Consider the following 15,072-nt stretch of genomic DNA (forward strand, 5'->3'; position numbering starts at 1 on the left):
GCGCATGTCCACGAATCGCCGCAGGATCGGCGTGATGGGCGGTACGTTCGACCCGATCCACCATGGCCACTTAGTTGCGGCGAGCGAGGTGGCACAGAGCTTCGACCTCGATGAGGTGGTCTTTGTGCCCACTGGCCGTCCTTGGCAGAAGACGGTGGTGTCGGAGAGCGAGCATCGCTACCTGATGACGGTGATCGCGACCGCTTCCAACCCGCGATTCAGTGTGAGCCGTGTGGATGTCGACCGTTCCGGCCCGACCTACACAGTCGACACGTTGCGCGACATCCGTAAGGCATACCCGAACGCGGATCTGTTCTTTATTTCGGGTGCCGATGCGATCGAGCAGATCTTTAGCTGGAAAGATGTGGACGAGCTCTGGGAGCTCGCCCACTTCATCGCGGTGTCGCGTCCTGGCCACGAGCTTTCTGCGCTGGGGCTTTCCGGCGAGAACGTGAGTTTGCTTGAAGTTCCCGCGCTGGCGATCTCTTCGACGGACTGCAGGAGTAGGGTCGCGCGGGGATTTCCTGTCTGGTACCTCGTGCCAGACGGCGTAGTCCAGTACATTGCGAAGCACGACCTGTATACGGACTCGGGAGTAAATAGATGAACGAGCACGAGGAACCGAAGCTGACCAGCCGCCGTGCGCGGCGGATGCAGGAGCAATTGGAGACCACCGGGATCCCCGTGGTCTCGAGTTCCCCTGCCCCCGCCGAGGAGAATGCTGCGGAAAACGCCGCAGTGACGGCGACTGGCAGCGACGCGATCGAGATTTCGCCGGTTGACGAGAATGGCCGGGTGCGCACGCGACGCGAAATGCGCGAGCTACGCGAGGCGGCGCTTGCCCGCCAGGCAGAGGTTGACGCGCCTGTGGCCGCGCCGCAGACGGACACTGTCGTCGACACCGAGGTCGACGATGAGGTCGAGCCGAGCGCACCGGTTGCGGAATCGACCGAGACCGCGGCGGACCCCCAGCCCGAAGCGGGAGCCGACGCCGCACCCGCGGATGAACCCGCGATCGCGGCAGACGAGTTCGTTGTCGCCCCGGTCGAGGTTCCTGAGTTTGATGACCGGCTGGCTCCCACCGAGGCGATGTCGTTCGCGGATCTTCTTGAGGTGTCGACGAGCGCGGCAGCTGAGCCGAGCGAGTCGGCAATCGATGCGCTCGACGAGAGCGGCACGGACGGATCTGACGAAGAGCTCGAGGGGGAGGCGTCGGTTGCGGCTCCCGCAAAGGGTCGGTTCCGGATGCCCTGGAGTCGCTCGAAGGACGCGGCGAGCGACGACGAAGCCGCAGTCGAGCCGGAGGCTGACGCGGAGGCGGCAGACGACGAGGCGCCCCAGGAAGAGATTCTTGAGATTGATGGCGACGAAGACGTTGTCGGAGAACTCGTCGCCGAGGATGTTACGGGTGCAGCAGTCACCTTCGACCACGTCGAGCCCGCAGCCCCCGCCCTGGCGGTAGACGAGGACGAGGATGAGGACGAGGACGGCGAAGTTGCCGACGCACCCGCGCCTACCTCGGCTCGCACGAGTTACTCGTTCCCCGACATAGCGCCGCTCGCCGAAGAGCGTTCGGTCTTCGATGATCCGGCGACGCAGGCGATTCCGGCACTGCCATCGGACGATCTCATCGCTCCGCTGACCGAACGCACCGGCGACTTCGACGACCTCATCTCTCGCGCAATTGCTGCCGAGGGTGCGACGTCGTCGAACACGGCGGCACTGATCCTGCCGTCGATGCCCGAGGGCACCGACCTGGCCGGACCGTTGGGGGAGACCGGTGAGCTGTTCGTCACCGGTTCCATCGAGCTGCCGAAGTCGTTAGGCGAGACGGGAGGGCACGCGCGTCTGCACGACTCGATCGAGTCTGACCCGCTTGCCGACCTCGGAATCGACTTGAGCGACGAGCCTGTCCCTGATGACTCCGCCCCGGTGTCGGCAACGCGCGCCATCAGCGCGCGAACCGTCGAGGGATCCGGCGTCGTTGCCCCGCACACCAAGAAGGGGAATCGGCTTCCGCTGATCCTCTCGCTGACCGCCGGCGGGCTGCTGCTCGCCGTGATCGGGCTACTGGCCTGGGGCGCGTCAAACGGAATGTTTGGGTAGCCAGTCGGCTCCCGAATTCGTAAATCCATGAAGGAGAAGTGTGGCTGCTACTGAGCAGGCGCTGCGTGAACTGCGGGTTGCAGTACAAGCGGCAGAAGACAAGGGTGCGACCGGGCCTGTGGCCCTGGACGTATCGGAGACGTTCGGCCTGGCCGACGTGTTCCTCATCGTCGGCGGAAGCGTCGAGCGCAACGTGCAGGCGATCGCTGACGAGATCGAGGACCAGCTGAATGAAGCTGGCACTCGGACGCTTCGGCGCGAGGGTCGCGAGACCGGGCGCTGGGTGCTGCTGGATTTCGGCGACCTCATCGTGCATGTTTTCCACCAGGAGGAGCGCGAGTTCTACGACCTCGAGCGGCTCTGGAAGGACTGCCCCGCGATCGCTCTCGACGCGCCCGAGGTGTGACCGATTTGCGGCGGGGGTACCCCTCTGTTGTAAGCTAAATGAGTTGTCGGGCGAGCATTCGTCCGACTTCCACGGGTCTGTGGCGCAGTTGGTAGCGCACCTGCATGGCATGCAGGGGGTCAGGGGTTCGAATCCCCTCAGATCCACGTTTATCGAAAAGCCCGGGTAGTGAATCGCAGAAATGCGAAACATCGCCCGGGCTTTTTGCATGGGTGCGAGACGTGGCTCATGCCCCCGGATCTGACTGACCGTGGTGTACCCTCCGAGTCAGGGGCGCGATGGGCGCCTCATGCCATTGTGTCCCGCGCGAGCGGCCAGGTCGGATTTCGGGGAGTCGTCAATGTCATCTTCTTGCACGCTCCGTTGCGCGACGCTCATTGGCGCCTCCGCGGCGCGTGAGCTACCCCGGCACCGAGGGGGCGCCTTGGCGCCATGGTGATCGAAAACGTAGACCTCCTCGTCGTCGGGGGAGGCAAAGCGGGCAAGTCACTCGCGATGGAATGCGCCCGCGCCGGGCAGTCGGTCACCATGGTGGAACGGGGCATGATCGGCGGGACCTGCATCAACGTCGCCTGCATCCCGACGAAGACGCTGATCAACAGCGGGCGGATCCTGCAAGACGTTCGACGCGCAGCCGAGTTTGGGATCGCCGGGGCGGAGGACGTCCGAGCGGAGATCGAGCGGCTCCGCCGGCGCAAGGAGGACGTCGTCGACGCGATGGTCCAGGGGCAGCTCGCGGCGTTCACCGGTTCGGGGATGGACCTGATCCTGGGCGAGGCACGCTTCGTCGCCCCACGAACAGTGGAAGTGACGCTGCCGGACGGCGGAGTGCGGACGATTCGCGGCGCCGACGTGGTGCTGAACCTCGGCGCATCCCCGACGATTCCGAACATTGAGGGGCTCGATCGCGTCGAGGTGCACACGAGCGAGACGCTTCTTCGCCTCGACGCCTTGCCGCAGAGCATCATCGTCCTCGGCGGCGGCTACATCGGCTGCGAGTTCGCAGACATCCTCAACACCCTGGGCGTCACCGTCACGGTCGTGCAGCGCGCGGAGCGACTGCTGCCGGGGGAGGACCCGGACGTCTCCGAAGAAGTCGCCCAGAGTTTTCGGGCCGCCGGCATCACGCTGCACCTGGGGGAGACGGCGCAGCGGGTGTCGCGTGCCGACGACGGGACGATTTCGGTCACCCTGAACTCAGGGGTCACCCTCGATGCATCAGAGGTGCTCGTCGCAGTCGGGCGCACGCCGCAGACAGCGGGAATCGACCTCGAACGCGCGGACGTGCGCCTGACTGATCGCGGCTTCGTCGAGGTCGACGAGTATCTCCGCACGAGCGCCGAGCGTGTCTGGGCGGCGGGCGATGTCGCCGGCAGTCCGCAATTCACGCACGCCTCCTACGACGACTATCGAGCGCTCGCCCACAACCTCGCGTCGCGTGCCGGAGCGGGCGCGCTGCGCAGCACGAACGGTCGCCTCATTCCGTACTGCGTTTTCACCACGCCCGAGCTGGCGCGCGTCGGACTCACCGAGTCGGCGGCGCGTGCGGCCGGCCATCGTGTGCGCATCGCGCGGATGCCGGTGGCGGCGATTCCCCGGGCGCGCACACTGGGGCACCTCGAGGGCACTTGGAAAGCCGTCATCGACGCCGACAGCCACCAGATACTGGGGGCAGCCCTGCGCGGGCCCGAGGCGAGCGAGGCGATCGCCGTCCTGCAGATGGCGATGCTCGCGGCCCTCGAATACACGCGGGTGCGCGACGCGATCATTGCACATCCCACCATTGCAGAGGGTCTGAACCTCTTGTTCACGCCCGCTTTTCTCGAGGCCGAGGGGACACCATGAGCGAGCTCGACGAACTCGACGCACTCCGTGATCGGGTGGCTTCACTCGAGCGCGAGAATCGGACGCTCCAGCGCCCCACGCGTTCCGGGTGGCTACGGTCTACCCTGGCGGTCATTCTGATCACGCTGGGCGTTGTCCTTGCTCCCGTCGCGGTGCTCGGAGCGTGGGCGAGGCTCGAGCTGGTCGACACCGACCGTTTCGTTGCGACCTTGGGGCCTCTGGCGCAGGATCCTGCCGTGCAAGCACTCATCGCGACCGAGGTGACGGCCGCGATCAACGATCAGGTCGACGTTCCGGGCATGGTGCGGGACGTCGCCGACGGCATTCGAGGCCTCGGACTTCCGCCCCGGACGGAAGCCGCGCTGGGACTGCTGGAAGGTCCCGCTGCGATGGGGATCGAGGCGATGATTGGCGACGTTGTCACGAACGTGGTTGCGTCCCCGCGGTTCGCCGGAGTCTGGAGCCAGACCCTGGCGCTGGCGCACTCCGAAACCATCGCAGTCATCCAAGACCAACCGGGGTCTGCGCTCGGACTCGCCTCGGACGGCATGCTCTCCCTGCGGCTTGGCGTCGTGGTCGAGGCGGTGCAGAAGGAACTCGTCGACCGCGGGGTGGCGTTCGCGGCGGCAATTCCCGACGTGGATCGCGAGATCCCCATCGTGCAGTCCGAATCCCTCGGGCAGATTCGCGTGGGCTACCAGCTCGTGGCAACAGTGGGATACTGGCTGCCCTGGGTCTCGCTCGTGCTCGTCGCCGGGGGCGTGCTCGTGGCGAAGCGACGCCTGCGCGCGTTCGCCTGGGCGGCGGCGGCTCTCACTGCGGCGTTCGGGCTCCTCGCGCTGGGCGTCAACCTGGGGCGTGCACTCTTTCTCGGCGAGGTCAGTCCCTCTCTCCTCCCGGCCGATGCCGCCACTGCGATGTATGGCCAGCTCACGGCGGCCATCGCGGCGACGGCAGTCACCGGGATGGTCGTTTCGGGGCTCGTCGCCCTGGGGGCCTGGCTCGCGGGGGCGTCCCGTTCGGCTCAGTCGGTGCGTGCCGCCGGCGAGGGCGCATTCCGAAAACTACGCGGGCGGGCCCCCGACACGGCTCTGCGCACGTACCCGCTAGATTAGGCACGCGCCGGCAGTCCGCTGCGCATCACCCTCGCCGGAAAGTGCCCCGATGTCTGATCCTGTATTCCAGCCCGCCCCGCAGCAGCCGCTGACTCCCCAGCCCGCTTATCCGCTGCAGCAGCAGTATGTGCAGCAGCCCCCTACCGGCCGCAAGTCGTGGGCGCTTGGCTTTTTGGCCTACATTCCCGCGCCCCTGGTGGGCATCGTGATTGCCGGCATCGTCATGGCCGCGGTCTATCCATCGACGAAGCGCAGGGGCATCCCGCTGGCCACGGAGAATGCGCGCATTGCCGCAAACTGGGGCCTGACCGTGCTCAGCGTCGTCGTGCTCTTGGGGCTGTACGTCCTCACCCTCGCGGTCGGATTCCCTGAGACGAAATCGGCCGGGTTCTTCCCGATCGGGTTCGCTGTCCTGGGTTACGTCGTGCTCGCCATCGCGCACGCGGTTGTCACGATTGCGGGCACGGTCATCAGCGGAACTCGCGTCTTCCGCAATCCGCTCGCGATCCCGTTCCTGCGCCCGAGCGCCTAGGCGCGATCGCGGCGACGTCCCCACCACAGCACGGCGGCGCCCACGGCGACGATCGCGATGGCGATGCCGATGATGTACCCGGTCACCCCGAGGAACCCTCCGGGCACCAAATGCGGGTTGAGGAAGGGATACGGATACCACCAGGGCTCCCCGGTGACGGGGTTGACCGTGATCGGACCCCGGATCAGTGTGTATGCCACCCAGGCGATCGGGTACGCCGCGATCGTCAGGATCCTGCCCCAACCCAGCCCGCGCCGTCCCGGGGCGACGAGGAGATCGAGGAGCAGGATCAGCGGGGCGATGACGTGCAGCACCTCGTTCGACCAGGGCACCGTGGTGCCCTGCGGCAGCGCGACGCCGCGGAGCAGCGTGTTGTAGACGATGCCGGTCACGATCATGTAGGTCGTGACCGAGGCCAGCAAGGCGGCGAACCAGATCGGCTCGCGGGATTCGGTGGCGGGTCGGCGCCAGCTCAGGAACGCGCCGACGGCGAGCGTCACCATGGCCAGCAAGTTCGACTGAATCGTGAAGAAGCTCATGAAGTTCACCGCGGTAGTCGCGACGTCGCGATGATGGTCGATCGCGCCAGTGATGGTGACGGACAATTGAGCGATGACGGCGGCGAGAATCAGGGCAGCCCCCGCCAGGCGTACCCAGGGCCAGACGCGGGTCACTTCTTCTTGCGCCGTCCGCGGAACCAGGGGAAGAGCGAGCCGATGACGACTCCCATGAGCAGCACGCCGAGGAACCAGATCCAGACGGGCATCACGAAGCGAAACCCGAGGAACATGATTGTTCCCTGATTCAGGTTCGAGAAGACGAAGGCGAGCGAGATCGCCAGCAGGATCAATGCGGTGATCGTTTTGCCCGACATCGAGCGTCGCTGCTCGGGGCTCGACGGGGCTGGCGATGGACGGGGCGTGTTCGGGACAGGTGCAGAAGTCATGGAGGCCTCCTCAGGCAAGTGGCTCAATGCTATGGCCCGGTGATCGCATTTTGGCGGAACGGCTCTGCATTTCTCGCGCCGGTGCTCCTCGGCAATTGATACGCTCGGAAAATGAAGACTCAGTGGACTCGACGTGTGCTGTACGTGGAGGACCAGCAGGCCATGCGAGTGCTCACCGCCGCCGTCTTTGAGAGCGCCGGGTTTGCAGTGATGAGCGCCTCCTCGGCACACGCGGCACTCGACATGCTGGAGGAGTGGGACCCGGATGTATTGGTCACCGACATCGAGCTGGGATCGCGTCCCGATGGCGTTGAACTCGCCCACATCGCCCGACGGCTTGCGCCGCATCTGGGCATCGTGTTCGTGACGAGCTTCCCGCGCGCGGCGCATCCGCAGGGTCAGGATGCGATCCTCGGAGCAGTCCACCTCGACAAGACACAGATCACTTCTCCGGACGACCTCGTAGCGGCGCTCGAGCAGGCGCTGCGTGCTCGCGAGGACCAGCCGATGGCGGCGACGGTGCCGGCTGACTTGCCAGCGGGGATCGGGGCGCTCACCGAACACCAGCGTCGTGCGCTGTCCCTGATCGCTGCGGGGCTCTCCAACACGGAAATCGCCGCGCGCACCGACGCGTCGGTGCGCGCGGTCGAACGCACGGTGGCTCGGGTGTTTGACACGCTTGGCGTTTCGCGGGTGAGCGCGGTCAATCCGCGGGTGGTGGCTGCCAACGAGTACAACCGGCTCTTCGGCCCCCTCGTCCCGACGTGACGCTGCGTCGGCCGTTCGCCCAGGTCGGCCAGGTCCTCTCGCACGGCTCGTTCTTCTCGGTGTGGTCATGGTTGGTCACTGCACCGTTCGCGATCACCCTCCTGGGAGGGTACGACTCCGCGACGACCCCCACGCAGCGGATGCTGGGTATCGCTGTCGCGGCCGGAGTACACGTCGTCATTGGCGGCGTGGGAAGCATTGGCGCGCTGCTCGAGCGCCGGGTTCGCGCCGCGGCCGCGCGCACGGCGGTGGTACTCGCAACGATGGCGGTGCTGGGTGCGTTGCGCCCGCTTTTCACCCAAGCGCTTATGGAGTTGGCCGGAGTGCCCGGCCTGCCCGTGCCCATGGCCGGCAGGATCCTGACCAATCTCCTCGTCATCTCGATCTCGCTCACGCTCATCGCGCTCGCGACCTCGACGCTGCGCCGCCGGCGGGAGGTGCTTGCCTCGCTCGCCACCGTGACGCGAGCGCTTGAATGCGAGCGGACGGCGGGGTCGAAGTTACGTGCGAGCGCGAGCGCGGCCGTGTATAGGGGCCGGGAGCGCCTCCTCGCCGCCGTCCCAGAGGGGGTGCTCGGCATCGGGCCGGGGGAGCGCTCGACGGTGCTGCTGGCATTCTCCGAGGGGATCGTGCGACCCGTCGCGCACGAGTTCAGTGCGCTGCGGGAAACAGGCCTGGCCTCGGCCAATCCCGATTCCGAGCACGGCTTTCCAGCCTCGGCGGAGCGGGAGATTTCCCCACACCTCTGGGTGCTCTCGCCCCCGCCACTCGGGCTCCCGACGCTGCTCTACGTGCTGATCTTCCTCCCGTTTCTATTGCAGCGCGCCGGGGCCGGCCCCACCCTCTGGGCAGTACTCGTCGTGGGCGGCTGCGGGGCGCTCGCCGAGAATGCCCTGGCTCGAGGCGTGGATCGGTGTGCACCGCGCACCGGTCGGGGCCGCGCCCTGTCCCTGCTGGTCGGATACACGGTTGTGTCAATCGCGCTCTCAGCCGCAGCGTGGCTGGTGTTGCCGGAGGCGGGCATCTCGGCGGTGGGACCCGTCACCTATCTCGTGATCGCTGTGGCAAGCGGGCTCTGCGCGGGCCACCTTCTTCGGCTCGCCGCTGAGGAGGAGCGCCTGGCCGCCCAGCTCCTCCGGTACCGCGCCGATGAGTACGAGGGTCGGCGCTCGGCGGAACAGGTACTCGCCGACGCCGCGGAGTGGGTGCACGGCGAAGTGCAGTCTGCGTGCCTCACAGCTGTCGTTTTCCTGTCCCAACACGACGATCAGCGGGCTTGGGAGCGCGAGCTCGGGACCATCCGCGCGGCGATCGAGCGCATCGACGAGCCGAGGTCACCGGTCGCCTTTTCGCGGCAGGCCGTTGAGGAAGTGCTGGCGGCCTGGGGGCGCGTGATTGATTGCGACCTGTCGTGCGACGCGAACGTCTGGCCGATACTCGACGCGTCACCAGCGTCGGGCCGGGTCGTGGTCGACGCGCTCTCGGAGGCACTCACGAACATCTTGCGGCACGCGGCCCGCCCGATCGCGCGGGTTCGGCTCGAACTCGAAGCCGGCGCGGTGACGCTTCGGGTTTCGTCGCCCGGAACGCTGGAGCACCTCGTTACGGGAGGCTCGGGCGTGCGCGAATTGCGCCGCCGGGCGGACCGGGTCGAACTCACCGAGTCGATGGGCACGGTGCAACTCACCGTCGGGGTGCGCGTCGGGGCGCAGGCCCAGTCGTAATTTCCCCCTCCGCGGCTCCGTCGGCTACGGGGTCGCGATACCGTCACCCCAGCGCCAGTGCGAGGGGCACGGCGCCAGGGGGAGGACGTTTACTATGGGTGATCTCGGACAACTACTACCGCTGGGGCTGGGAAGCATCATCAGCCCGCTGCCGATCGTTGCAATCGTCGCGATCCTCCTGTCCCCGCGCGGCGGCAGGAACGGACTCGCATACGTGGCGGCCGTGATCCTGGTCGGCTTCGCGTTCACGCTGGTCGCGGCGCTTTCCACCGCCGGCGCGGGAGCCGGCGGTTCGGACAAGGACGACACCGTCGTACTCGTCATTACCGCAGCGCTGGCCCTCGGGTTCACGGTGCTGGCCGTCGTGAGCTGGCTCGGGAGACCCCGAGGGGGTGCGGCCGCGTCGATGCCGTCCTGGCTTGCTGCGGTGGACTCGCTCACGCCTCTGAAGGCCGCAGGCCTCGGCGCGCTCATGGCCGTGACGAACAGCAAGAACATCCCGCTTGAGCTGAAGGCCGGTTCGCTGATCGGCGCGCACGACCTGGGGGTGCTCATGGTGATCGCGCTCAGCGCGATGTTCGCGATCTATGCCTCGCTCGGGATCCTGCTGCCGACGCTGCTCGCTGCGAGCGGGTCGCAGCGCGTCATCGCGGTCCTAGCGCGGCTGAAGACGGAGATGGTGCAGCACAACGCGGCCATTATGACGGTCCTGTTCGCGGTACTCGCGGCGGTAGAAGCGTCGCACCTCATTCACCAGCTCGTTCGCTGAACTTGAAAGGACGAATCATGACTGATCTTTCCCATCCCATCGTCTCGACCTCGGCCGGTCGCGTTCGCGGCATCGCCACGGCCGGCATCGCCGTGTGGAAGGGCATCCGCTATGCGCAGGCCCCGACAGGAAACCTGCGCTGGCGGGCGCCCGTGGCGAGCCCGGCGCATGACGGAGTGCTCGATGCACGCGCGTTCGGCGCCGCCGCGCCCCAATCGTCGAACCCGGCCGTTCCGCTTGGCGCGGACACCGTCACGGACGAGGACTGCCTGTTCTTAAACGTCTGGGCGCCGTGGGGCGCGGACGCTGAGACGGCCGCGCCGCGACCGGTGATGGTCTGGGTCCATGGTGGCGCGTACACGTTCGGCTCGGCGAGCCAGCCGCTCTTCGACGGGCGCGCGCTCGTGGAGTCGGGCGACGTGATCCTGGTGAGTGTCAACTATCGGTTGGGCGGCCTCGGGTTTCTCGACCTCACTGGCTTCGCGGACGGAGCTGAGGTGGACAGCAATCTCGCGGTACGTGATGTTCTCTTGGCGCTCAGGTGGGTGCAGGACAATGCAGCCGCGTTTGGCGGGGACCCGGCAAGGGTCACCGTCTTCGGCGAGTCGGCTGGGGCCGGGATTGTCACGACACTCCTCGCAATGCCCAGCGCCGAGGGCTTGTTCTCCCGCGCAATCGCTGAGAGCTCGCCAGTGAGCTCGGTCTATACCAGCGAGCGCGCGAAGACCGCGGCGAAGGTATTCCTCGCGGCGCTCGGGGCGGAGACCGTCACCGAGGCCCGAGAGAAGAGTGTCGATGAGATCGTGGCGGCGAGCAGCGAGGTCTACGCGAAGATCCCAGCCCTCGCGCCCGGGACTCTGCCGTTCGCTCCCGTCGTGGAGGGGGAGCTCATCCCTGAACATCCACTCACGCGGCTTCGTGAGGGTCGGGCGCTTCCGGTGCCATTGCTGATCGGCACCAACCGGGACGAAGCGACCCTCTTCAAGTACATGAAGTCGCCGCTCATGCCGATTACCGAGCCGACAATCAACGCCATGTTCGCGGCGATGAGCGCCGAGAACCCGGACGTCACGCTGCCGCCCCGTGAGCAGGTCCTCGAGGCGTACGAGGGGGTGCGGCATCGGGCGATTGGCCTCGGGATCGCCCGCGACATCGGCTTTCGGATGCCCACCCTCTGGGCTGTCGAAGGTCACAGCAAGGTGGCCCCTGTCTGGCTCTACCGCTTCGACTACGCCACGCCGATGCTGCGCGTACTCGGTATAGGCGCGACACACGCGACCGAGCTGCCCTACGTCTGGGGAAATCTCGACACGACCCCGAAGGACCCGACCTTCCTCCTGGGCGGACGGCGCAAGGGACGGGCGCTGTCGAAACGCATGCGTGCCCGTTGGACCGCCTTCGCCAACGGTGAGGCCCCGGGAGCTCCGGCGCCTGCGACCGAGTGGCCGCAGTTCGACCTGGCTCGCCGACAGTCACTGCACATTGACGCGACTGACGAGGTGCGTTCAGACCTTGACGACACGTTGCGCCAGGGGTGGGGCGATACGGCGCTGTCCTTCCGCTGACGAGAGACGCGCAGCGGCGGCCAACACCCAGGGGTGCTGGCCGCCGCAGCGCGTCTCTCGTCGGCCCGTCTTACTCCGCGCGCGTGACGATGATCGGGCAGGGAAGGGCCTGGAGCAGGCCGTGGCTCACCGAGCCGAGCAGCAGCCGCTGGAAACCGCCGCGCCCGCGGCTGCCCACCACAAGGAGTTCGGCGCTCTCGGCGGCGTTGAGCAGGGCGGCGACCGGGGGCGACTGTACCGTGTGTCGCTCGATCACCAGGTCGGGGTAGCGACTCGCGAGCCCCGCGACGCCGATGGCGATCGCCTCGTCGGCGGCGGCGCGCTGCGACTCGGCAAGCTCATCGCTCCAGAGGTACTCAAGGCCGGGCGTGAGTGGCGGCATCCACGCATAGACGGCGTGGAGGGGAACGCCGCGCCGAGACGCTTCTTCAGCCGCGTAGGCCACAGCCTTTGTCGAGGCTTCCGAGCCGTCGACGCCGACGACGACCCCCGCTGCGGCGGGGTGCCGCTTGAACGGGATGACGGCCACCGGGCAGAATGCGGCTGCCGCGATCTTTACGGCGCGGGTGCCGAAGAAAGACCCGGCGAGCCGGCTGCCCTCGTGAGCTCCCAGCACGACGAGGTCGCCACGCTTCGAGGCCTCCGCGACCTCGGCGATTGGGTGGCCGACGACCGCGGTGCCGGTCACTTTTCCGGTAAATCCGCGTGATGCGGCGTAGGCGCACTCGGCCTCAAGCATTTGCTCGGAGGCGTGCTGCGCCTCGGACAGGAACGCGACGCTCTCAGAGAGGAACGAGTCGTCCGCCACGTGCAGCAGCTCAACTTCGGCACCTCGCGCGGTGGCCCGCTCAAGCGCCCAGTCCAGCGCCGCGCGGCTCTGTTCCGAACCATCTACGCCAACGATGATCTTCTCAGCCATGATGCATCCTTTATGTCGGAGGGTCTGCCTGCAAGGCTTCCCTTGCACCTCTCACGCTAGCCCACTGGCGCTGACAACGGGCCATCAAGTCCGAGTTCTTCGCGGGATGCGGCCCTCAGAACAGTGTGCCCAGTTCCCCCGGCGATCCCTCGCGCTTCAAGAGGCGTTGTTTGATCTCCAGGCCGTATCGAAAGCCGCCGAGACTGCCGTCGGTGCGCAGAATGCGGTGGCAGGGCACAAAGAGCGCTGCAGCGTTCATGGCGCAGGCCGCCGCCGCGGCGCGCACCGCGGCGGGCCGCCCGGAGAGCGCGGCGTACTCCGTGTACGTCAGTTGGGTGCCGGGGACCACGGTGCGAAGTGCGGCCCAGGCGTCCATCCGGAACGGTCCAGACTGCTGCACGACCGTGATGTCGCCTGGCGCGGCCAGCTCGCCGGCGTAGTAGGCGTCCACCGCGCGTGCGGCGGACGCGATCTCGTGGTCGCTCCGACCGGCGGCGAACGCGCGGACGTCGGCAGGATCCGGCCGAAGCGTGGGGTGTACGAGCGCGAGTAGGGAGGCTACGTCGTCCGTCCAGCCCGAGGCGAGGAGCCCGGAGTCGTTTGCCACCAGGGTGAACAACCCGTCGGGGGTAGGAATTGTCGTCGTCAACGTGTGGCTCACTGTGGTGCCTTCCGGGATACGAGCGGGAGTGGCGCCGCAGAGCCCGCGGAGCGCCAGAGGTGCATCGAGGCATAGGAGCGCCAGGGCGCCCAAACGAGGGCGCGTTCGGCAAGTGCGCGGTGACTCGCGGAAGCAGATTGCTCCGCGCCGATCGCGCCGATCGCTCGTGCTCCGGCAACGAGGGCCACGTCACCGTCGAGCCAGGCATCGGGATCGCCGAGCACACGCATGGCGACGTAGGCGGCCGTCCAGGGCCCGATGCGCGGGCGCTCGAGCAGACTGTCCCGCAGCGCGCTCGCGTCGGCCCCGACGTGCACGGCCAGCGTGCCATCCGCGAGCGCGCTGGCCGTCGCGGCCACGGCACGAATGGACTGCCGCGGGAGGCGCAACGGACGCTCGGGGTCCAAAGGCCCGGTCTGCGGCGGATCAGGCAGGCCGGCCGCAATCTGCGCGGGATCCGGGAAGATGCGGGACAGGCCCGAAAAAGCAGAGGTGTAGGGGCTCCCCAGAGCTGCCGCAAGTCGGCTGAGATGCCCCCTCGCGGCCACCACGGAGATTTGCTGGCCGACCAGGGCTCGCACCACCAGCTCATGCGGGTCCACCGCTCCCGGTACACGAATTCCCGGCGTCCGTGCGACCAGCGGCGCGAGTACGGGGTCGGCGGAGAGTGCAGCGTCGATCGCCATGGGATCCGCGTCGAGGTCGAGCAAGCGCCGAACCCGGGCGACGGCAGGGGCGACGTCGGCGACATCGGAGAGCTCAAGGCGCACCCGCAGCGACCATTCACCGGCGCGGGACTGGGTCGCGATGACCTCGCAGGCCGCCGGACCATGGGGGAGCGCGAGCGTGCGGGCGTACCGCAGGCGTGCGGGATCCCCACTATCCGCGGACTCGACCCCCGCCACCGCACGCGCGGCGAGAAAGGCGAAGACTCCGGGGGCGTCGAATGGCCAGCGCACGGGGAGGGCGAGTTCCAGGCGCGCCCGAACACCGTGTCCCGTCGACTCGGTAGCGTCAGCCGGCTCGGGCCGGGTGTCGCTTCGCGCGGCACCAAACCGCGCGCGGAGTTCACCGGGCTGAGAGTCAAAGACCGCACGGACGGTGTCGTTGAATTGCCGCACCGATCCGAAGCCAGCGGCGAAGGCGACCTGCGCCATCGGGAGGTCGCTGCCAACGAGCAGGGCCCTCGCCGATTGCGCGCGCCGGGCGCGTGCGAGTGCGAGCGGGGGAGCACCGAGCTCGCTGGCGAGGATCCGGCCCACCTGGCGCGGGGTATATCCGAGCCGCCGGGAAAGCCCGTCCACGCCCTCTCGGTCGACGACGCCATCGCTGATGAGCCGCATCGCGCGGCCAACGAGGTCGCCACGGAGATCCCACTCCGGGGTGCCGGGGGCCGCGTCGGGCAGGCAGCGCTTGCAGGCACGAAATCCTGCTTCATGCGCCGCGGCGGAGGTGAGATAGAACGAGACGTGTGCCGGCTTGGGGGTCCGGGCTGGGCACGACGGCCGGCAGTAGATGCCGGTGGATCGCACCGCCGTGAAGAACTGGCCGTCAAAGCGGGTGTCGCGGGCATCGATCGCGCGGTAGCGCTCCTCGAATAGCGGATCGCCCGGTGCGCAGCGCGGTCCAGTCGTGCGGGGCGCTGCGAGCGGGCCGGTTGGGGTGTTCATGGGTTCTATTACAGCAGGCCCGGAGCGCAGTCACTCGCGGAAATCG

Annotated in this window: 15 protein-coding genes and 1 tRNA gene; 11 read left to right on the plus strand and 5 right to left on the minus strand. The window is 67.8% G+C overall.

What is annotated here, in order from left to right:
- Positions 1 to 4: 4 nt before the first annotated feature.
- The 7 genes from nadD to KOE53_RS00900 all read left to right on the plus strand — a co-directional run bounded on the left by nadD (position 5) and on the right by KOE53_RS00900 (position 6,004).
- Entirely contained in the window at positions 5 to 607 is a 603-nt protein-coding gene (gene nadD / locus KOE53_RS00870; RefSeq protein WP_188044873.1) for a nicotinate-nucleotide adenylyltransferase, read from the plus strand.
- Positions 604 to 2,106, plus strand: coding sequence for a hypothetical protein (locus KOE53_RS00875; protein WP_188057061.1), 1,503 nt, complete (start codon positions 604 to 606; stop codon positions 2,104 to 2,106). The genes nadD and KOE53_RS00875 overlap by 4 nt, the downstream gene beginning before the upstream one ends.
- A gap of 40 nt (positions 2,107 to 2,146) precedes the next feature.
- The gene (gene rsfS, locus KOE53_RS00880) at positions 2,147 to 2,512 is read left to right on the plus strand and encodes a ribosome silencing factor (RefSeq protein ID WP_188044871.1); all 366 of its coding nucleotides are present in this window, start codon (positions 2,147 to 2,149) and stop codon (positions 2,510 to 2,512) included.
- A gap of 73 nt (positions 2,513 to 2,585) precedes the next feature.
- A tRNA-Ala gene (locus tag KOE53_RS00885) sits at positions 2,586 to 2,658 on the plus strand.
- Positions 2,659 to 2,944: 286 nt separating this feature from the next.
- Entirely contained in the window at positions 2,945 to 4,357 is a 1,413-nt protein-coding gene (locus KOE53_RS00890; RefSeq protein ID WP_188057062.1) for a dihydrolipoyl dehydrogenase family protein, read from the plus strand.
- Complete coding sequence (locus tag KOE53_RS00895; protein WP_188057063.1) at positions 4,354 to 5,472, plus strand: hypothetical protein; 1,119 nt, start codon at positions 4,354 to 4,356, stop codon at positions 5,470 to 5,472. The genes KOE53_RS00890 and KOE53_RS00895 overlap by 4 nt, the downstream gene beginning before the upstream one ends.
- Before the next feature lie 49 nt (positions 5,473 to 5,521).
- Positions 5,522 to 6,004, plus strand: a complete 483-nt coding sequence (locus KOE53_RS00900) for a magnetosome magnetite crystal formation protein family (RefSeq protein ID WP_188057064.1) — start codon at positions 5,522 to 5,524, stop codon at positions 6,002 to 6,004.
- Here KOE53_RS00900 and KOE53_RS00905 read toward each other — a convergent pair.
- Both KOE53_RS00905 and KOE53_RS00910 read right to left on the minus strand, forming a co-directional pair.
- Positions 6,001 to 6,678: a Pr6Pr family membrane protein gene (locus tag KOE53_RS00905; protein ID WP_188044867.1), complete on the minus strand. Its 678-nt coding sequence runs from the start codon at positions 6,676 to 6,678 to the stop codon at positions 6,001 to 6,003. The two genes, KOE53_RS00900 and KOE53_RS00905, sit on opposite strands and share 4 nt — an antisense overlap.
- Positions 6,675 to 6,950 carry a hypothetical protein gene (locus tag KOE53_RS00910; RefSeq protein ID WP_188044866.1) on the minus strand — a complete coding sequence of 92 codons (276 nt, stop codon included), beginning with the start codon at positions 6,948 to 6,950 and terminating at the stop codon, positions 6,675 to 6,677. Before KOE53_RS00910 ends, KOE53_RS00905 begins: the two co-directional genes overlap by 4 nt.
- A 111-nt stretch (positions 6,951 to 7,061) precedes the next feature.
- On the opposite strand from KOE53_RS00910, the gene KOE53_RS00915 reads away from it, so the two are divergent.
- From KOE53_RS00915 to KOE53_RS00930, 4 genes are all read left to right on the plus strand, one after another.
- Positions 7,062 to 7,718, plus strand: coding sequence for a response regulator (locus KOE53_RS00915; RefSeq protein ID WP_188057065.1), 657 nt, complete (start codon positions 7,062 to 7,064; stop codon positions 7,716 to 7,718).
- The gene (locus KOE53_RS00920) at positions 7,715 to 9,442 is read left to right on the plus strand and encodes a sensor histidine kinase (RefSeq protein WP_188057066.1); all 1,728 of its coding nucleotides are present in this window, start codon (positions 7,715 to 7,717) and stop codon (positions 9,440 to 9,442) included. The genes KOE53_RS00915 and KOE53_RS00920 overlap by 4 nt, the downstream gene beginning before the upstream one ends.
- A 94-nt stretch (positions 9,443 to 9,536) precedes the next feature.
- The gene (locus KOE53_RS00925) at positions 9,537 to 10,211 is read left to right on the plus strand and encodes a GAP family protein (RefSeq protein ID WP_188057067.1); all 675 of its coding nucleotides are present in this window, start codon (positions 9,537 to 9,539) and stop codon (positions 10,209 to 10,211) included.
- Positions 10,212 to 10,228: 17 nt separating this feature from the next.
- Complete coding sequence (locus KOE53_RS00930; protein WP_188057068.1) at positions 10,229 to 11,776, plus strand: carboxylesterase/lipase family protein; 1,548 nt, start codon at positions 10,229 to 10,231, stop codon at positions 11,774 to 11,776.
- A gap of 70 nt (positions 11,777 to 11,846) precedes the next feature.
- On the opposite strand, the gene KOE53_RS00935 is transcribed toward KOE53_RS00930, so the two are convergent.
- From KOE53_RS00935 to KOE53_RS00945, 3 genes are all read right to left on the minus strand, one after another.
- Positions 11,847 to 12,695, minus strand: a complete 849-nt coding sequence (locus KOE53_RS00935; RefSeq protein WP_188057069.1) for a universal stress protein — start codon at positions 12,693 to 12,695, stop codon at positions 11,847 to 11,849.
- A gap of 115 nt (positions 12,696 to 12,810) precedes the next feature.
- Positions 12,811 to 13,356, minus strand: coding sequence for a methylated-DNA--[protein]-cysteine S-methyltransferase (locus KOE53_RS00940; protein WP_188057070.1), 546 nt, complete (start codon positions 13,354 to 13,356; stop codon positions 12,811 to 12,813).
- Positions 13,353 to 15,026 (minus strand): DNA-3-methyladenine glycosylase 2 family protein, encoded by a 1,674-nt coding sequence (locus KOE53_RS00945; protein WP_188057071.1) that lies wholly within the window; start codon positions 15,024 to 15,026, stop codon positions 13,353 to 13,355. Before KOE53_RS00945 ends, KOE53_RS00940 begins: the two co-directional genes overlap by 4 nt.
- Positions 15,027 to 15,072 lie beyond the last annotated feature (46 nt).

Source organism: Leucobacter sp. CX87 (assembly GCF_018682295.1).
Taxonomy (GTDB): Bacteria; Actinomycetota; Actinomycetes; order Actinomycetales; family Microbacteriaceae; genus Cx-87.